This is a genomic window from Pseudomonas sp. LB3P93, from assembly GCF_054898025.1.
On sequence record NZ_CM142713.1, the window covers coordinates 1,812,659 to 1,830,573 of the forward strand.

17 protein-coding genes and 1 pseudogene are annotated in these 17,915 nt (G+C 59.4%); 17 read left to right on the forward strand and 1 reads right to left on the reverse strand.

The genetic code is table 11. The annotated features are described in order from the left end of the window. The 17 genes from fliR to ACYZT8_RS08095 all read left to right on the forward strand — a co-directional run bounded on the left by fliR (position 1) and on the right by ACYZT8_RS08095 (position 17,352). On the forward strand, positions 1 to 786 hold the full coding sequence (gene fliR, locus ACYZT8_RS08015) for a flagellar biosynthetic protein FliR (protein ID WP_461980256.1): 786 nt from the start codon (positions 1 to 3) through the stop codon (positions 784 to 786). A 3-nt stretch (positions 787 to 789) separates the two neighbouring features. Continuing rightward, positions 790 to 1,929: a flagellar biosynthesis protein FlhB gene (gene flhB / locus ACYZT8_RS08020; protein WP_461980257.1), complete on the forward strand. Its 1,140-nt coding sequence runs from the start codon at positions 790 to 792 to the stop codon at positions 1,927 to 1,929. Positions 1,930 to 2,118: 189 nt separating this feature from the next. After that, positions 2,119 to 2,784, forward strand: coding sequence for a hypothetical protein (locus tag ACYZT8_RS08025; protein WP_461980258.1), 666 nt, complete (start codon positions 2,119 to 2,121; stop codon positions 2,782 to 2,784). Positions 2,785 to 3,034: 250 nt separating this feature from the next. Beyond that, on the forward strand, positions 3,035 to 5,164 hold the full coding sequence (gene flhA, locus ACYZT8_RS08030) for a flagellar biosynthesis protein FlhA (protein ID WP_461980259.1): 2,130 nt from the start codon (positions 3,035 to 3,037) through the stop codon (positions 5,162 to 5,164). Between the two features lie 11 nt (positions 5,165 to 5,175). After that, positions 5,176 to 6,510, forward strand: a complete 1,335-nt coding sequence (gene flhF, locus ACYZT8_RS08035; protein WP_010456940.1) for a flagellar biosynthesis protein FlhF — start codon at positions 5,176 to 5,178, stop codon at positions 6,508 to 6,510. 116 nt (positions 6,511 to 6,626) lie between these two features. Beyond that, the gene (fleN, locus tag ACYZT8_RS08040) at positions 6,627 to 7,457 is read left to right on the forward strand and encodes a flagellar synthesis regulator FleN (protein ID WP_003222917.1); all 831 of its coding nucleotides are present in this window, start codon (positions 6,627 to 6,629) and stop codon (positions 7,455 to 7,457) included. Continuing rightward, positions 7,454 to 8,194, forward strand: coding sequence for an RNA polymerase sigma factor FliA (gene fliA / locus ACYZT8_RS08045; protein ID WP_007894214.1), 741 nt, complete (start codon positions 7,454 to 7,456; stop codon positions 8,192 to 8,194). The genes fleN and fliA overlap by 4 nt, the downstream gene beginning before the upstream one ends. A gap of 167 nt (positions 8,195 to 8,361) precedes the next feature. Further along, positions 8,362 to 8,733, forward strand: coding sequence for a chemotaxis response regulator CheY (locus ACYZT8_RS08050; RefSeq protein ID WP_003183998.1), 372 nt, complete (start codon positions 8,362 to 8,364; stop codon positions 8,731 to 8,733). Between the two features lie 22 nt (positions 8,734 to 8,755). Then, on the forward strand, positions 8,756 to 9,544 hold the full coding sequence (locus ACYZT8_RS08055) for a protein phosphatase CheZ (protein ID WP_461980260.1): 789 nt from the start codon (positions 8,756 to 8,758) through the stop codon (positions 9,542 to 9,544). Positions 9,545 to 9,597: 53 nt separating this feature from the next. Continuing rightward, complete coding sequence (locus tag ACYZT8_RS08060; RefSeq protein WP_461980261.1) at positions 9,598 to 11,829, forward strand: chemotaxis protein CheA; 2,232 nt, start codon at positions 9,598 to 9,600, stop codon at positions 11,827 to 11,829. Between the two features lie 49 nt (positions 11,830 to 11,878). After that, positions 11,879 to 13,012, forward strand: a complete 1,134-nt coding sequence (locus tag ACYZT8_RS08065) for a protein-glutamate methylesterase/protein-glutamine glutaminase (RefSeq protein WP_461980262.1) — start codon at positions 11,879 to 11,881, stop codon at positions 13,010 to 13,012. Next, a complete protein-coding gene (locus tag ACYZT8_RS08070; protein ID WP_461980263.1) occupies positions 13,012 to 13,752 on the forward strand; it encodes a flagellar motor protein in 741 nt (246 codons plus the stop codon). The genes ACYZT8_RS08065 and ACYZT8_RS08070 overlap by 1 nt, the downstream gene beginning before the upstream one ends. A gap of 15 nt (positions 13,753 to 13,767) precedes the next feature. Then, positions 13,768 to 14,658, forward strand: a complete 891-nt coding sequence (gene motD, locus ACYZT8_RS08075) for a flagellar motor protein MotD (RefSeq protein WP_461980264.1) — start codon at positions 13,768 to 13,770, stop codon at positions 14,656 to 14,658. A gap of 40 nt (positions 14,659 to 14,698) precedes the next feature. Continuing rightward, entirely contained in the window at positions 14,699 to 15,487 is a 789-nt protein-coding gene (locus ACYZT8_RS08080; RefSeq protein WP_461980265.1) for a ParA family protein, read from the forward strand. 1 nt (position 15,488) lies between these two features. After that, complete coding sequence (locus ACYZT8_RS08085; protein WP_461980266.1) at positions 15,489 to 16,385, forward strand: CheW domain-containing protein; 897 nt, start codon at positions 15,489 to 15,491, stop codon at positions 16,383 to 16,385. 88 nt (positions 16,386 to 16,473) lie between these two features. After that, positions 16,474 to 16,959: a chemotaxis protein CheW gene (locus ACYZT8_RS08090; RefSeq protein WP_008155806.1), complete on the forward strand. Its 486-nt coding sequence runs from the start codon at positions 16,474 to 16,476 to the stop codon at positions 16,957 to 16,959. After that, a complete protein-coding gene (locus ACYZT8_RS08095; RefSeq protein ID WP_109628604.1) occupies positions 16,960 to 17,352 on the forward strand; it encodes a DUF2802 domain-containing protein in 393 nt (130 codons plus the stop codon). Positions 17,353 to 17,519: 167 nt separating this feature from the next. On the opposite strand, the pseudogene ACYZT8_RS08100 reads toward ACYZT8_RS08095, so the two are convergent. Then, positions 17,520 to 17,813, reverse strand: a pseudogene (locus ACYZT8_RS08100) (EscU/YscU/HrcU family type III secretion system export apparatus switch protein); the annotation flags it as partial. Between the last annotated feature and the right edge of the window lie 102 nt (positions 17,814 to 17,915).

Here is a 17,915-nt window from a genome sequence, read left to right on the forward strand (position 1 = left end):
ATGCCGTCGCTGCTGCAGCTGACCGATACCCAGATCAGTACCTGGGTGGCGACGTTCATGTTGCCGCTGTTTCGCATCGGATCCTTGCTGATGGTCATGCCGGTCTTTGGCACGTCCCTGGTGCCCACGCGCGTGCGCCTGTACTTTGCCCTGGCGATCACGGTGGTGATTGCGCCGGGCCTGCCGCCAATGCCGCCGATCAATGCACTGGATTTGAGTGCGCTTTTGCTGATCGCCGAGCAGATCCTTATCGGCGCGGTGCTGGGGTTTTCCTTGCAGCTGTTCTTCCAGGCGTTCGTGGTGGCGGGGCAGATCGTCTCCATTCAGATGGGTATGGGCTTCGCGTCGATGGTCGACCCCACCAACGGCGTCTCGGTTGCAGTGATCGGGCAGTTCTTCACCATGCTGGTGACGCTGTTGTTCCTGTCCATGAACGGCCATCTGGTGGTCTTGGAAGTCCTTACCGAAAGCTTCACCACGATGCCGGTGGGCAGTGGCTTGATGGTCAATCATTTCTGGGAACTGGCCGGCAAGCTCGGTTGGGTCCTCGGTGCTGCGTTGTTGCTGGTGCTGCCGGCGATCACGGCGCTGCTGGTGGTCAACATCGCGTTCGGCGTGATGACCCGGGCCGCGCCGCAGTTGAACATCTTTTCCATCGGTTTTCCGCTGACCCTCGTGCTCGGGCTATTCATCGTCTGGGTCGGGCTGGCGGATATCATCAATCAGTATCAACCGCTGGCTTCCGAGGCCTTGCAGTTGTTACGCGAACTGGCACGGGCGCGCTGAGTCATGGCTGAGAGCGAAAGCGGTCAGGACAAAACAGAAGACCCCACGGAGAAACGCAAAAAGGACTCCAGGGAAAAGGGGGAGGTTGCGCGCTCCAAGGAGCTCAACACCCTGGCGATCATGCTCGCCGGCGCTGGCGCGCTGCTGATTTTCGGTGGCGCCCTGGCGCAAGACCTGATGGAGCTGATGCGGATGAACTTCACGCTGTCGCGGGAAGTGATTCTGGATCAGCGCAACATGGGCACCTTCCTTATGCACTCCGGTTTGGTTGCCCTGTTGTCGGTTCAACCGGTCATGATCACCTTGGTGCTGGCGGCGTTGATCGGCCCGATTTCCCTCGGTGGCTGGCTGTTTGCGGCGGGCTCGATGGCGCCGAAATTCAGTCGCATGAACCCTGGCGCAGGGCTGAAGCGAATGTTCTCGGCCAAGGCGCTGATCGAGCTGCTCAAGGCCCTGGCGAAGTTTTTCATCGTGCTGTTCGTGGCGCTGGCGGTGTTGTCTTCCGACATCGACGACTTGATGCGCATCGCGCACGAGCCGTTGGACATGGCGATTATTCACAGCCTGCAAGTCGTGGGCTGGAGCACGTTGTGGATGGCCTGCGGGCTGATCATCATCGCCGCCGTCGACGTGCCGGTGCAGCTGTGGGAAAGCCACAAGAAACTGCTGATGACCAAGCAGGAAGTGCGCGACGAGCACAAGGATCAGGAAGGGAAGCCGGAGGTCAAACAGCGCATTCGCCAGTTGCAGCGCGAGATGTCCCAGCGCCGGATGATGGCGGCCATCCCCGAGGCCGACGTGGTCATTACCAACCCGACGCATTACGCCGTCGCACTCAAGTACGACTCGGACAAGGGCAGTGCGCCGGTGTTGCTGGCCAAGGGCAGTGATTTCCTGGCCTTGAAGATTCGTGAAATCGCCGTGGCCAACAATGTGCTGCTGCTCGAATCGCCGGCCCTGGCACGTTCGATCTATTACTCCACGGAGCTGGAGCAGGAAATTCCTGGTGGGTTGTATCTGGCGGTTGCTCAGGTACTGGCTTACGTCTACCAGATCCGTCAGTACCGCGCGGGCAAGGGCAAACGTCCGGATCCGCTCAAGGATGATTTGCCGATTCCGCCGGATTTGCGGCGAGATTCTTGATTCCGCAGTCTGATTCCGTTCGTCCGAAACCTCTGCGTACCTGTTAGTTCTGACAGTAGACAGTCAGCGCCCTCTCGCGCTGTCATACCCATGGGAATTCTCCCGATCAATGTCCTTGCAGTGGAGGTTCTGATCATTTGATTGGAGCGCCAGGGATGGGTGTTTGCGTCAGTTCTAGAGGGAACCATCATGACAGAGCGTCTATATCGAAAACTGCAGGGTATGGAGTTGGAGTTTGTCTCGGGCAGGCTGGAAGAAAATCCGGCCGAGCGGGCGATCGGTTACACCATAACTTTCAAGTTGAATCTGGATTTCACGAACTTTGTTCAAATGGCCAATCTATACATTTCGGGTTATCTGAATAATCCGATCAACGCTATCCGGCCTGAGCTGACCAGTTTCGCTTATCACTATTCTTACAATTATTTTTTCGATGCTGCCGGCAATATCCGTGACAAAGAAGATCTGTTTAATGTTTTTACGAGTCCGGGTTACTACATGAGTCAGTGGTCATCGGGTGGGCTGGAGCGGCGATATGCCAAGCCGCAATTCGAAATCATTGATGATCAATTACAAGTCACAGCCCGGATGGATTTCCGGTGGGAAGACAAACGTCCGATCGTTGTAAAAGATTTGCCGATCATTCCTTTTGAATGGTCTCTAAATCTTATGAAAGGTGAATTCTCGGGTCGTGCCAATGTGCTGGCCCCTGCCACTGTGGTGTTACTTGGATATGCCGACGAAACGTTGGTCAATCAAGACGGGGTGGAAATGCACAAAGGCACGCGTTACATGATTGGGCGCAAGCTTGAGTTTGGCGATATTCACAGACAGCATATTTTGACTGCAGGTTGATCCATTTATCCGGTCCATTGCACGAATAGCGGCTGCCGAGCCCGCGGGGTCGCGCTTGACAGCCGTCCTCGCAAAGGCTTGACGACTGCTGCGCAGCCGAACGCAGCCTCGCAGGCTCGGCAGCTGCTACCAAAAGCTTCATAAGCCCCTCTATTTCCCGCCTCCGCAAAAGTTGGAAGGCTTCTTGCAGTAGCCGCCCTGCGCCTGCTTTGGGCGTCAAAAGTTTGCTTTAAAGGAACGGGGAAAACCGGTGGATCGCTCTCAGTTACTCAACACTGCCCGCACAAACGTTGCCGACTTAAGTCGGGGCAACCTGGGTGTGCCGTTGTTGCTGCTGGTCATGCTGGCCATGATGATGCTGCCGGTGCCGCCGTTTCTGCTGGACGTGTTTTTCACGTTCAACATTGCACTGTCCATCGTCGTGCTGCTGGTCTGCGTGTACGCCTTGCGGCCGCTGGATTTTGCGGTGTTCCCGACCATTCTGCTGGTGGCGACGCTGTTGCGACTGGCGCTGAACGTGGCCTCCACGCGGGTGGTGATGCTCCACGGTCAAGACGGCCATGCCGCTGCCGGTAAGGTGATCCAGGCCTTCGGTGAGGTGGTGATCGGCGGTAACTACGTGGTCGGTATCGTGGTGTTCGCGATTTTGATGATCATCAACTTCGTCGTAGTGACCAAGGGTGCAGGGCGGATTTCCGAGGTGAGCGCGCGCTTCACCCTCGATGCGATGCCCGGCAAACAAATGGCGATCGACGCCGATTTGAACGCCGGCCTGATCGACCAGAACCAGGCCAAACTGCGCCGGACGGAAGTCGCCCAGGAAGCCGAGTTCTACGGTTCCATGGACGGTGCCAGCAAATTCGTGCGCGGTGACGCCATCGCCGGTCTGCTGATTCTGTTCATCAACCTGATCGGCGGCATGGCGGTCGGTATCTTCCAGCACGGCATGACCTTCGGCGACGCCGGCCGGGTGTACGCCTTGCTGACCATCGGTGACGGTTTGGTGGCGCAATTGCCATCACTGCTGTTATCGACAGCGGCAGCGATCATGGTGACCCGTGCTTCCGGTTCGGAAGACATGGGCAAGCAGATCAATCGCCAGATGTTCGCCTCGCCGAAAGCGCTGGCCGTGGCGGCGGGTTTGATGGCAGTGATGGGCCTGGTGCCCGGCATGCCGCACTTCTCCTTTCTGACCATGGCGGCCCTGGCCGCTGGTGGCGCGTACCTGTTCTGGAAGAAACAGAACGTGGTCAAGGTTCAGGCCCTGCAAGAGGTCAAGCGTCAGCAAGAGCTGCTGCCATCGCCGGCCCGCGCCATGGAAACCAAGGAGCTGGGCTGGGACGACGTGACGCCGATCGACATGATTGGCCTGGAAGTCGGCTATCGCCTGATTCCGCTGGTGGATCGCAACCAGGGTGGTCAGTTGCTGGCGCGGATCAAGGGCGTGCGCAAGAAGCTGTCCCAGGACCTGGGCTTCCTGATGCCGACTGTGCATATCCGTGACAACCTCGACCTGGCGCCGAGTGCCTATCGCCTCACGTTGATGGGCGTGATCCTGGCTGAAGCCGAGATTTACCCGGATCGCGAACTGGCGATCAACCCGGGGCAGGTCTACGGTACGCTCAATGGCATAACCGCCAAAGATCCGGCTTTTGGCCTGGAGGCGGTCTGGATCGAAATCAGCCAGCGGGCCCAGGCGCAATCGCTCGGTTACACCGTGGTCGATGCCAGTACGGTTGTGGCCACTCACTTGAACCAGATTCTGTACAAGCACTCCAGCGAACTGATCGGTCACGAAGAAGTCCAGCAACTCATGCAATTGCTGGCCAAAAGCTCACCGAAACTGGCTGAAGAGCTGGTACCGGGTGTGGTGTCGCTGTCGCAACTGCTCAAGGTGTTGCAGGCTTTGTTGGCCGAACAGGTGCCAGTGCGGGACATTCGCAGCATCGCCGAAGCCATCGCCAACAATGCTGCCAAGAGTCAAGATACTGCCGCTCTGGTGGCCGCGGTACGCGTCGGCGTATCCCGCGCAATCGTCCAAAGCATTGTAGGGACTGACTCCGAGCTACCAGTTATCACTCTGGAGCCAAGGTTGGAACAGATATTGCTCAATAGTCTTCAGAAGGCAGGACAAGGCTCGGAAGAGGGCGTTCTGCTGGAGCCAAGCATGGCTGAGAAACTGCAGCGCTCGTTGATCGATGCGGCGCAGCGTCAGGAAATGCAAGGTCAACCGGTGATTCTGTTGGTGGCCGGTCCGGTTCGCGCGATGCTTTCGCGATTCGGCCGACTGGCAGTCCCGGGTTTGCATGTGTTGGCTTACCAGGAAATTCCTGACAACAAGCAAGTGACCATCGTTGCGACAGTAGGGCCCAACGGCTGAGGTAGTGGTTTATGCAAGTTAAGCGTTTTTTCGCCGCCGATATGCGTCAGGCCATGAAACTGGTTCGTGATGAGCTGGGCGCTGATGCCGCCATTATTGGCAACCGCCGGATCGCTGGTGGTGTCGAGCTGACGGCTGCGCTGGATTACAAACTGTCGGCGCTGGCCCCGCGTGTTCCGAACATGGAACTCGAGGATGAGCTGCGCAAGACCCAATCGCGGATCGTCACCGCCCAGGCCGAATTGAGCTTGCGTGGCGAAGGCGAAACCGAAGGCGACAAGACCACCAATCGCCAGCTGTTCGCCGGCCTGCCGTTGACCGCCGCCGAGCCGCTGATCGAGCCGACGTATGCCGAACCTCGTCGCTCCGCTCCAGCCCCGGCGCCAGCCGCTGGCGGCGTGGACCCGCGTGCATTTGACTCGATGCGTTTCGAACTCAACAGCCTGCGCGAACTGATGGAAGTGCAACTCGGCTCGCTGGCCTGGAATCAGCTGCAAGGCAGCCGTCCGGCCCAGGCCAACCTCTGGCGTCGCCTGCAACGCATCGGCCTGTCCGGCCCGTTGTCCCGCGACTTGCTGGCGATGATTACTGACATTGATGAACCCCGTCAGGCCTGGCGCATGTTGCTGGCGCACCTGGCGCGGATGATTGCCACACCGGAAGTCGAGCCACTGGAGGAGGGCGGGGTAATTGCCATGGTCGGCCCTGCCGGCATGGGCAAGACCACCACCTTGGCCAAGCTTGCGGCCCGCTACGTGCTTAAATATGGCGCGCAAAATATCGCGCTAGTGAGCATGGACAGCTACCGTATCGGTGCTCAGGAACAACTCAAGACCCTGGGCCGGATCCTAAACGTGTCGGTAACTCACGTGGATCCGGGGCAATCGCTGGTGCAGGCGCTGGATCCCTTGCTGCGCAAACGCGTGGTGCTGATCGATACCGCGGGCCTTCAGGCCAGCGATCCGGCACTGCGCATGCAGCTCGAAAGCCTGGCCGGACGTGGCATCAAGTCAAAAAATTATCTGGTGTTGGCAACCACCAGCCAGAAACAGGTTCTAACTGCCGCTTATCACAGTTACAAGCGCTGCGGGCTCGCTGGCTGCATCCTGACTAAACTGGATGAAACGGCAAGTCTGGGCGAGGTGTTAAGCCTGGCGATCAGTCATGAATTGCCGGTGGCCTACCTGACCGATGGCCCGCGGATTCCGGATGATTTGCATCTGCCGCGTCGTCATCAGTTGGTCAGTCGCGCCGTAAGCGTGCAAATGCAAGAAGAACCCAGCGAAGAAGCCATGGCTGACATGTTCGCTGATATTTACCACAGCCCGACCAAGCAGGTTGGCTGAGGTACTAATGAACAGTTTTTGTACCTACATCGATGGTCTGCCATGCATTGTTCAGTTGATGAACGCGCAGCCAGTAATGTGGCCTCCGTCTATGCAAGACAAGGTAAAGAAATAACATGGGCAGCATGCATCCCGTACAGGTGATCGCGGTGACCGGCGGCAAAGGTGGCGTCGGGAAGACTAACGTGTCAGTGAACTTGTCCCTGGCTCTAGCTGAGCTCGGCCGGCGCGTCATGCTGCTGGACGCCGATCTGGGGCTGGCGAACGTCGACGTCCTGTTGGGGCTGACACCCAAACGTACCCTGGCCGACGTGATCGAAGGCCGCTGTGAGCTGCGCGACGTTCTGTTGCAGGGCCCCGGCGGCATTCGCATCGTCCCGGCCGCGTCCGGCACACAGAGCATGGTTCATCTGAGCCCGGCCCAACACGCCGGCCTGATCCAGGCCTTCAGCGATATCGGCGACAACCTCGACGTATTGGTGATCGACACCGCTGCGGGTATTGGTGACTCGGTAGTCAGTTTCGTTCGCGCAGCGCAAGAAGTCTTGCTGGTGGTGTGCGACGAGCCGACCTCGATCACGGATGCCTACGCGCTGATCAAACTGCTGAACCGCGATTACGGCATGAACCGCTTCCGCGTCCTGGCCAACATGGCCCAGAGCCCGCAGGAAGGTCGCAACCTGTTCGCCAAGTTGACCAAGGTCACGGACCGCTTCCTCGACGTCGCCTTACAATACGTCGGTGCGGTGCCTTACGACGAAAGCGTGCGCAAGGCCGTGCAGAAGCAACGTGCAGTCTATGAAGCGTTCCCGCGTTCCAAGTGCGCCCTGGCGTTCAAGGCGATCGCGCAGAAGGTCGACACCTGGCCGCTGCCTGCCAACCCGCGTGGGCACCTGGAGTTTTTCGTCGAGCGCCTCGTGCAACAGACCGCAGGACCCGTCCTATGACAGCCAGTGGCTACAACCTCTACAAGAAGTCGGCACGTGACGCGCAGTACGAGCTGATCGAGCGTTACGCGCCACTGGTCAAACGCATTGCTTACCACTTGCTGGCGCGTCTGCCGGCCAGTGTCCAGGTTGAAGACCTGATCCAGGCCGGGATGATCGGCCTGCTAGAAGTATCGACCAAATACGACGCCAGCAAAGGCGCGAGTTTCGAGACGTACGCGGGCATTCGAATCCGCGGCGCGATGCTCGATGAAGTACGCAAGGGGGACTGGGCGCCACGTTCGGTTCACCGCAATACCCGCATGGTCAGCGACGCAATTCGCTCGATTGAAGCTAAAACCGGTCGTGACGCTAAAGATCATGAGGTTGCGGCCGAACTCCAATTGAGTCTCGACGATTATTACGGGATTTTGAACGACACCCTGGGCAGCCGGTTATTCAGTTTCGACGATCTGTTGCAGGACGGCGAACACGAAGGGCTGCACGAGGATGGCGCGAGTGCTCATCTTGAGCCGTCACGCGATCTGGAAGATGAACGCTTCCAGGCAGCGCTGGCGGACGCGATTGCCAATTTGCCGGAGCGTGAGCGACTGGTGTTGGCGCTGTACTACGACGAAGAGCTGAACCTCAAGGAAATCGGTGAGGTCCTGGGGGTCAGCGAATCTCGGGTCAGCCAGTTACACAGCCAGTGCGCGGCCCGTTTGCGGGGGCGTTTGGGGGAGTGGCGAGCGCGCTGAAGGCAGTGTGGGGACACTGCGAACGAGGCCGGTGTGGTGTTGAACTGCACCGGTCGCGATCTGTTGTGCTCCAGACAGTCATCGAGTGCATTGCCGGATTGATTGAAATGGCGCGTCCAGGTGCTGGGCGCGTTTAAGACTGCTTGGAGGTCGAATTGGACAAGAACATGAAAATCCTCATCGTTGATGACTTCTCAACGATGCGGCGGATCATAAAAAACCTGTTGCGTGACCTTGGGTTCACCAACACGGTCGAGGCCGACGATGGCACTACTGCCATTCCGGTTCTCAACAGCGGGAGCATCGACTTTCTGGTAACGGACTGGAACATGCCTGGCATGACCGGTATCGATCTGCTGCGTCACGTGCGCGCCGATGAAAAGCTCAAGCACTTGCCAGTGCTGATGGTGACTGCTGAAGCCAAGCGCGAGCAGATCATCGAAGCGGCCCAGGCCGGTGTAAACGGCTATGTGGTCAAACCCTTCACGGCCCAGGCGTTGAAAGAAAAAATCGAGAAGATTTTCGAACGCATCGGTTGATCCACTGCGCCACGGGGGAGCTATGGAGCATAAAGAATCTTCACTGGGCGATTTTGAATCGACCCTGAAAAAACACGCGGTCGAACTGGTCGAAAGCCTTGAAAAAGGCAGGTTCGGCGACGCTGTGCAACTGATCCATGAGCTCAATCAGACCCGTGACCGCGGCCTGTATCAGGAAGTGGGCAAGCTCACTCGCGAGCTGCATAGCGCGATCGTCAATTTCCAGATTGACCCGAACATGCCGCAAGCCGAGGAAGTGTCCCAGATCACGGACGCCACCGAGCGCCTGGGGTATGTGGTCAAGCTGACCGAGGCCGCTGCCAACCGCACCATGGACCTGGTGGAGAATTCCACACCGCTGGTCAACAGCCTGAGCGAAGAAGCCCAGGCGTTGAGCACGGATTGGGGGCGGTTCATGCGTCGCGAAGTCGGGGCTGAAGAGTTCCGCGAACTGGCTCGGCGCGTCGACGGTTTCCTGACACGCAGCAGCGAAGACAATCGCACGGTGTCGAGCAACCTCAACGACATTCTGCTGGCCCAGGATTACCAGGACCTCACCGGTCAGGTGATCAAGCGCGTGACCCAATTGGTCACCGAAGTTGAAAGCAACCTGCTCAAGCTCGTGCTCATGGCCAGTCAGGTAGACCGCTTTGCGGGTATCGAACATGACCGTGATGCGATGCTCGCTGAAAAAGATCCGCAAAAACATCTCTCTCAGGGTGAAGGTCCGCAGATTCATGCCGATAAAAGAGAAGACGTTGTGTCCGGTCAGGACGATGTGGACGATTTGTTATCCAGCCTAGGATTTTAGAGTTTTAGCATTTTAGGTTTTTTAGGTTTTTAGACCTCAGGAGCACCCCCTTAATGAGCTTCGGCGCCGATGAAGAGATCCTTCAGGATTTCCTGGTTGAGGCCGGCGAGATTCTAGAGCAACTGTCCGAACAGCTGGTCGAGCTTGAAAGCCGACCGGATGATGCGGATTTGCTCAATGCAATTTTTCGCGGTTTTCACACTGTAAAAGGGGGCGCCGGCTTCCTCCAGCTCAATGAGCTGGTGGAGTGCTGTCACATCGCCGAGAACGTGTTCGACATCCTGCGCAAGGGTGAACGTCGCGTCGACTCGGAACTTATGGACGTAGTTCTCGAAGCGCTGGACGCGGTGAACAGCATGTTCACCGAAGTGCGCGAACGCGGCCCGATTACGGCTGCAACGCCTGAATTGCTCGCGGCACTGGCCCGTCTGGCCGAGCCGCAAACGGCTGATGAATCGGCACCGGTTGCCGAAGTGGTCGAAGCACAGGCCGCTGAAGAATCGGGTGACATCACCGATAACGAATTCGAACAACTGCTGGACTCGCTGAACGCCGTCAAGGCTCAAGCCGAAGCGCCGGCAGTTGCTCCTGTGGCTGCCGCTGATTCCGCAACCAGCGACGAAATCACCGATGCCGAGTTCGAGTCGTTGCTCGATCAACTGCACGGCAAAGGCCAGTTCGCCGTCGACGCGGTGGCGGCACCCGCTGCACCGGCTGCCCCGAAAGCGGCAGGCGACAGCTCCGACATCACCGACGACGAATTCGAAGCATTGCTCGACCAGCTGCACGGCAAAGGCAACTTTGCGGTGGATGCGCTGGAATCGGCCATTGCCTCCGTACCCGCTTCGGCTGCGCCAACCGCCAAAGCGGCTGGCGGTGATCTGATCTCCGATCACGAGTTCGAATCGCTGCTCGACGAACTGCACGGCAAAGGCAAGTTCACCGAAGTCGGCACAGGCACTGCGGTGGCTGCTCCAGCCGCCAAGGCTGCTGCGCCGAAACCGGTTGCCAAAGCCCCCGAGCCGAAAGCCGAAGCGCCGAAACCAGCTGCTGCCGCTGCGCCGGCTCCGGCCCGCGCACCGTCCGCTCCGCCACCGGAAAAACCGGCCAGCGAAGCCGAGACCACCGTGCGGGTTGATACCGCGCGTCTCGACGAAATCATGAACATGGTCGGCGAACTGGTTCTGGTGCGTAACCGCTTGGTCCGTCTGGGCCTCAACAGCGGCGACGAAGCCATGTCCAAGGCCGTGTCGAACCTCGACGTGGTCACGGCCGACCTGCAAACCGCGGTCATGAAGACCCGGATGCAACCGATCAAGAAAGTCTTCGGGCGCTTCCCGCGTCTGGTTCGCGACCTGGCTCGCCAGCTCAAGAAAGAGATCAACCTGGAGCTGGTCGGCGAAGAAACCGACCTCGACAAGAACCTCGTCGAGGCCTTGGCCGACCCGTTGGTCCACTTGGTGCGCAACTCGGTCGACCACGGTATCGAAGAGCCGGCCGAGCGCGAGGCGATGGGCAAGCCACGCAGCGGCAAAGTGATTTTGTCCGCTGAACAGGAAGGCGACCACATCCTGTTGTCCATCTCCGATGACGGCAAGGGCATGGACGCTGATGTTCTGCGCGGCATCGCCGTGAAGAAAGGCTTGATGGACAAAGATGCGGCGGACCGCCTCAGCGAGTCCGACTGTTTCAACCTGATCTTCGCCCCGGGGTTCTCGACCAAGACCGAGATCTCCGACGTGTCGGGTCGTGGCGTGGGCATGGACGTGGTGAAAACCAAGATCGCCCAGCTCAACGGCACCATCAATATCTACTCGACCAAGGGCAAAGGCTCGAAGATCGTCATCAAGGTCCCGTTGACCCTGGCGATCATGCCGACGCTAATGGTCATGCTCGGCAACCAGGCGTTCGCGTTCCCGCTGGTGAACGTCAACGAGATCTTCCACCTCGACCTGTCGCGCACCAACGTTGTGGACGGCCAGGAAGTGGTGATCGTGCGGGACAAGGCACTGCCATTGTTCTACCTCAAGCGCTGGCTGGTCAGCTCCGCCGCTCACGAAGAGCAGCGCGAAGGCCATGTGGTGATCCTTTCGGTGGGTACTCAGCGGATCGGCTTCGTCGTCGATCAACTGGTGGGCCAGGAAGAAGTGGTCATCAAGCCATTGGGCAAAATGCTCCAGGGAACCCCGGGCATGTCGGGCGCCACCATCACCGGTGACGGTCGCATTGCGCTGATTCTCGATGTTCCGAGCATGCTCAAGCGTTACGCCGCACGGCGTATTTGATTCTGGTGGAGCGGGGCGACAGAGCCTCGCTCCGTCTAACGGAGTGTTTATGGCAGTCAAAGTCCTGGTGGTGGACGATTCGGGGTTTTTCCGCCGCCGCGTCTCGGAAATTCTTTCAGCGGATCCGAATATCCAGGTCGTCGGTACGGCGACCAACGGAAAAGAGGCGATCGATCAGGCGCTGGCCCTCAAGCCAGACGTGATCACCATGGACTACGAGATGCCGATGATGGATGGCATCACGGCCGTGCGGCACATCATGCAGCGCTGCCCGACCCCGGTATTGATGTTCTCCTCGCTGACCCATGAAGGTGCCCGGGTAACCCTCGATGCTCTGGACGCCGGCGCGGTGGATTTCCTGCCGAAGAATTTCGAAGACATCTCCCGTAATCCGGAGAAGGTCAAGCAACTGCTGTGCGAGAAGATTCTCAGCATTTCGCGCAGTAATCGTCGTGCCAATACCTACAGCGCACCGGCCCCGGTCGCCGCGCCAGCCCCGACGCCTGCGCCATCGATCGTCAGCAGTTACGGCAGCAGCGCACCTGCGCGTCCGGTACCGGCTCCGGCGCGTAGCCACGCCCCGGCATCGTCCGGCCCGTCGTCGCCCGCGCCGAAACGCAAAGCCTACAAACTGGTGGCCATCGGCACGTCCACGGGCGGTCCGGTTGCCCTGCAACGGGTGTTGACCCAGTTGCCGGCCAACTTCCCGGCCCCGATCGTGTTGATCCAACACATGCCGGCCGCCTTCACCAAGGCCTTCGCCGAACGTCTGGACAAGCTCTGCCGCATCAGCGTCAAGGAAGCCGAGGATGGCGACATCCTGCGTCCGGGCCTGGCGCTGCTGGCGCCGGGTGGCAAGCAAATGATGATCGACGGCCGTGGCGCGGTGAAAATCCTCCCGGGCGACGAGCGTCTGAATTACAAACCGTGCGTGGACATCACCTTCGGTTCGGCCGCCAAGTCCTACGGCGACAAAGTTCTGGCGGTTGTATTGACCGGCATGGGCGCCGACGGTCGTGAAGGCGCGCGCCTGCTCAAGCAGGGCGGCAGTGCGATCTGGGCTCAGGATGAAGCGAGCTGCGTGATCTACGGCATGCCGATGGCCATCGTCAAAGCCGACCTCGCCGACGCGATCTACGGTCTGGACGATATTGGCAGGCACTTGGTCGAGGCGTGTATCTGATGGATGTTTTAAGCCTGATCGGGATCATCATGGCGTTTGTCGCCATCATTGGCGGCAACTACCTTGAAGGCGGTCACCTCGGCGCTTTGGCCAACGGCCCGGCGGCGCTGATCGTACTCGGTGGGACCATCGGCGCGGCGTTGCTGCAATCGCCGATGAGCGCCTTCAAGCGCGCCATGCAAATCATTGGCTGGATTCTGTTCCCGCCTCGCATCGACCTGGCCGGCGGCATTGACCGCGTCGTCAACTGGAGCCTGACCGCCCGCAAGGAAGGTTTGCTCGGTCTGGAAGGGGTGGCCGACGCCGAACCTGACAGCTACTCGCGCAAAGGCCTGCAACTGCTCGTGGACGGCGCCGAGCCGGAAGCGATTCGCAGCATCCTTGAAGTGGATTTCTACACCCAGGAATCCCGCGACATCGAAGCGGCCAAAGTCTTTGAAAGCATGGGCGGCTACGCGCCGACCATCGGCATCATCGGTGCGGTGATGGGCCTGATCCATGTCATGGGCAACCTGGCCGATCCGACGCAACTGGGCAGCGGCATCGCCGTCGCCTTCGTCGCGACCATCTATGGCGTGGCCAGTGCCAACCTGGTGTTGCTGCCAATCGCCGCCAAGCTCAAGTCCGTGGCCTTGCGCCAGTCGCGGTATCGCGAAATGTTGCTGGAAGGGATCCTGTCGATCGCCGAAGGTGAAAACCCTCGCTCTATTGAGTTGAAGCTTCAGGGCTTCATGGATTGATGGGGGACATGGACCATGGCACGTCGCAGGCAACCTGAAGAACACGTCAATCACGAACGCTGGCTCGTTTCCTATGCCGACTTCATCACGTTGCTGTTCGCATTCTTCGTGGTCATGTACTCGATTTCTTCGATCAACGAGGGCAAATACAAGGTCATCTCGCAAGCGTTGATCGGTGTCTTTACGGATGCCGATCGCTCGCTCAAGCCGATTCCGATCGGTGAAGAACGGCCGCAGACCGTGACCCCGGCCAAGCCGTTGGTCAGGGACAGCGAGCAGGTCGATGCCGGTGTGGCGGGCGCCAGCGATCCGCTGAAAAGTATCGCCGATGACATCAGCGCGGCGTTCGGCGACTTGATCAAGTCCAACCAGATGACCGTGCGTGGCAACGAGTTGTGGGTCGAGATCGAACTCAATTCCAGCCTGTTGTTCGGCAGCGGCGACGCCATGCCCAGCGACATGGCGTTCAGCATCATCGACAAGGTTGCCGGCATTCTGAAACCGTTCGACAACCCGATTCACGTCGAAGGCTTTACCGACGATCAACCGATCCGCACCGCGCAATACCCGACCAACTGGGAGCTGTCCTCGGCCCGTTCGTCGAGCATCGTGCGCATGCTGGCGATGCAGGGTGTAAACCCCGGCCGTCTGGCGTCGGTGGGTTACGGTGAATTCCAGCCGGTGGCCAATAACGCCACTGCCGAGGGCCGCGCACGTAACCGTCGTGTGGTGCTGGTCGTGTCACGCAATCTCGATGTACGCCGCAGCCTCACCGGCACCGGAACCGCCCATGCGCAACCGGATGCCGCGTTGAAGCGTGCTGGCACACAAACTGCACCGACCCCGGTCAAGTCGCCGGGACGAGAGAGCGCCGTCAATTCTCCGTCACCTGCATTAACACGTTGAGCTATTTCCCGGTCGACCCGACCTGGGTGGAACAATCCGAATGAGAGTCTGGGCCGTTGCCAATCAAAAGGGTGGTGTTGGTAAAACCACTTCCTCTATCGCTTTAGCCGGTTTACTGGCCGAGGCGGGCAAGCGCGTGGTCGTGGTCGATCTCGATCCGCACGGCTCCATGACCAGCTACTTCGGCTACGACCCCGACAGCCTGGAACACAGCAGCTACGACCTGTTTCTGCACAAGGGCGCTGTGCCGCAAGGCTTGCCCGGGCAGTTGCTGCTGCCGACCAGTGATGAACGCATTTCGCTGTTGCCGTCGAGCACCGCTCTGGCCACGCTTGAACGTCAGTCGCCGGGCCAGAGTGGCCTGGGCCTGGTGATCGCCAAGAGCCTGGCGCAACTGTGGCAGGACTTCGATTACGCGGTGATCGACAGCCCGCCGTTGCTCGGCGTGTTGATGGTCAATGCCTTGGCGGCGAGCCAGCAGTTGGTGATTCCGGTGCAGACCGAGCACCTGGCCGTCAAAGGCCTGGAGCGCATGGTCAACACCTTGGCGATGATCAACCGCTCACGCAAAGTGGCGTTGCCGTTCACCATCATTCCGACCCTGTTTGACCGCCGCACCCAGGCTTCCCTCGGAACCCTTCGCGTGCTGCGCGACAAATACCCGGAAGAAATCTGGCAAGGCTACATCCCGATCGACACGCGCCTGCGGGATGCGAGCCGGGCAGGGCTGACGCCTTCGCAATTCGATGGCAAGAGCCGTGGGGTTCTCGCTTACCGCGCCTTGCTCAAGCATTTGCTGGCGGCACAACTTGTCCCGCAGGTGGCCTGAGATGATTCGGCCGGTGAAAATCACCTCGCGTCCGCAACTGGCACTCCAGTCTTATCTGGACAGCTTGCTGATGGAGGCGACTGAAGAGTCGCCGCTGGAAGTCGAAGCGGTGGCTGCAGTCATTGAGGTCGTTGAAACGATTGAGGTCGAAGCGGCGCTGGATGAATTCCAGGCTGCTGTGCTTGAAGAGCAGGCGCGTGATGCGCAGAAGCCTGTTGTCGCTGCCGCGCCAGTCGTGGCGCCAGTGGTTGCTCCGGTCGCAAAAGCACCAGTGGTGATCGAAGAAGCGCCGGCTCCGATTCTGGCGCCGGTCTCGACCCTCGCACCGCTGCTGCAAACCCTCGTGCCGCCGCTGGTCGAAGTCCATCTGCCACCGAGCAACACACCGCCGCCGGTGGAAACCGACGGTCGCCCGGCGTGGGCCGCCGAGCCGTTCGAATGCCTGCTGTTCGATGTCGCCGGGTTGACCCTGGCGGTGCCGCTGGTGTGCCTGGGCTCGATTTACTCCTTGGCCGGTCACGAGCTGACGCCGCTGTTCGGTCAGCCGGAATGGTTCCTCGGGATCTTGCCGAGTCAGGCCGGCAACCTGAAAGTCCTGGACACCGCGCGCTGGGTCATGCCCGACCGCTACCGCGACGATTTCCGTCAGGGCCTGCAATACGTCATTTCGGTTCAGGGCTACGAGTGGGGGCTGGCGGTGCATCAGGTCAGCCGCTCGTTGCGCCTGGACCCGAACGAAATCAAATGGAGAAGTCATCGAGGTCAGCGGCCATGGCTCGCCGGCACGGTGATTGAGCACATGTGTGCATTGCTGGACGTTTCCGCCCTGGCCGAGTTGATCGCCAGCGGTGGTGCAAAGCACATGAGCGGCAGCAAGCCGCTACACAAACCGACATAGCTGCCGACATAACAAGTATGCGACGGCATTGTTGAATGCCGCCAACAGAGCACACACCGCCAGAAGCGGTTTTTCGAGGGGTCAGGGTATGAGTAATCAAGCGACGAATGCAAAAGGTTCTGAAGATCCGATCCTGCAATGGGTAACCTTCAAACTGGACAATGAAACCTACGGCATCAACGTGATGCGCGTTCAGGAAGTCCTGCGTTACACCGAAATCGCTCCGGTCCCGGGTGCCCCGAGCTACGTGCTGGGCATCATCAACCTGCGCGGTAACGTGGTCACCGTGATCGACACCCGTCAGCGCTTCGGCCTGATGAATGCCGAGATCAGCGACAACACCCGTATCGTCATCATCGAAGCCGACAAGCAAGTGGTCGGGATCATGGTCGACAGCGTGGCCGAAGTGGTTTACTTGCGTCAGTCGGAAATCGAAACCGCGCCAAACGTCGGTAACGAAGAATCCGCCAAGTTCATTCAAGGCGTGTGCAACAAGAACAACGAACTGCTGATCCTGGTCGAACTGGACAAGATGATGAGCGAAGAAGAATGGTCGGACCTGGAGAACATCTGATTGATTCTTGAGGTAGCGGTCATTGTCCTGTTCCTCTTCTGGGCAGGCACGCTGGCAATGTTCCTGGCGTACATTCGCGCTCAACGGCAAATTGCCGCGCAACAGGCCCAGGGTGATGCGCTGCGCGATCAGCGCATCAAGGACTTGGCCAAGCGCGTCGACGACTATCAGAGCGGCAATGTGCGCATGGGTGAAGACCTGCACGAACTGCGCGCTGTCGTCGGCCCCTTGCCGGACAAACTGGCTCAGCTGGAACAGCGCGATCCGTCGAGCCTGTCGTTTGCCCAAGCGGCTCGCCTGGTCGGGATGGGGGCTACCGTTGATGAGCTGACCCAGTCTTGCGGGTTGACCCAGGCTGAAGCGGAGTTGATGCGCAAGCTTCACCGGAACTGAGATCATTCCCACGCTCTGCGTGGGAATGCCTCTTGGGACGCTCCGCGTTCCGCTGTTGAATGTGACGCGGAGCGTCACGGGCTGCATTCCCACGCGGAGCGTGGGAACGATCAAACGCCGCTAAACCCTGTGGGAGCGGGCTTGCTCGCGATGGCGACCTCGAAGCCTCAGTAATCATCCCCGCGATCGGTAACATCCTTCTCCACCATCACCGCATCCGGATCATGCCCCGCCGGAAACTTGCCCTTCAGATTCCACGCAAACGCAATAATCTCGGCAATCGTGCGGTACAACTCCTCCGGAATACTCTCGCCCAGTTCCATCCGCGCCAGCAGCTTCACCAGCTCGGCGTTTTCATAGATCGGCACTTCATAATCGCGGGCAATTTTCAGAATGGCTTCGGCCAGTTCTTCGTCACCTTTGGCCGTGAGGGTAGGGGCGTGGGTGCCGTAGTATTTGAGTAGCCTTGTGGCAAGGCTGCAATCGAACTAGACGCGGCGTCTTTTTTTACATCTGCGCAGAGGGTGGAGGTAACCGAAATTTCTATCGATTGCCCATCCTCG

Coding starts and splice junctions, on each gene's coding strand:
- fliR (WP_461980256.1), top strand. CDS start 1: ATGCCGTCGCTGCTGCAGCTGACCGATACCCAGATCAGTACCTGGGTG.
- flhB (WP_461980257.1), top strand. CDS start 790: ATGGCTGAGAGCGAAAGCGGTCAGGACAAAACAGAAGACCCCACGGAG.
- ACYZT8_RS08025 (WP_461980258.1), top strand. CDS start 2,119: ATGACAGAGCGTCTATATCGAAAACTGCAGGGTATGGAGTTGGAGTTT.
- flhF (WP_010456940.1), top strand. CDS start 5,176: ATGCAAGTTAAGCGTTTTTTCGCCGCCGATATGCGTCAGGCCATGAAA.
- fleN (WP_003222917.1), top strand. CDS start 6,627: ATGGGCAGCATGCATCCCGTACAGGTGATCGCGGTGACCGGCGGCAAA.
- fliA (WP_007894214.1), top strand. CDS start 7,454: ATGACAGCCAGTGGCTACAACCTCTACAAGAAGTCGGCACGTGACGCG.
- ACYZT8_RS08050 (WP_003183998.1), top strand. CDS start 8,362: ATGAAAATCCTCATCGTTGATGACTTCTCAACGATGCGGCGGATCATA.
- ACYZT8_RS08055 (WP_461980260.1), top strand. CDS start 8,756: ATGGAGCATAAAGAATCTTCACTGGGCGATTTTGAATCGACCCTGAAA.
- ACYZT8_RS08060 (WP_461980261.1), top strand. CDS start 9,598: ATGAGCTTCGGCGCCGATGAAGAGATCCTTCAGGATTTCCTGGTTGAG.
- ACYZT8_RS08065 (WP_461980262.1), top strand. CDS start 11,879: ATGGCAGTCAAAGTCCTGGTGGTGGACGATTCGGGGTTTTTCCGCCGC.
- ACYZT8_RS08070 (WP_461980263.1), top strand. CDS start 13,012: ATGGATGTTTTAAGCCTGATCGGGATCATCATGGCGTTTGTCGCCATC.
- motD (WP_461980264.1), top strand. CDS start 13,768: ATGGCACGTCGCAGGCAACCTGAAGAACACGTCAATCACGAACGCTGG.
- ACYZT8_RS08080 (WP_461980265.1), top strand. CDS start 14,699: ATGAGAGTCTGGGCCGTTGCCAATCAAAAGGGTGGTGTTGGTAAAACC.
- ACYZT8_RS08085 (WP_461980266.1), top strand. CDS start 15,489: ATGATTCGGCCGGTGAAAATCACCTCGCGTCCGCAACTGGCACTCCAG.
- ACYZT8_RS08090 (WP_008155806.1), top strand. CDS start 16,474: ATGAGTAATCAAGCGACGAATGCAAAAGGTTCTGAAGATCCGATCCTG.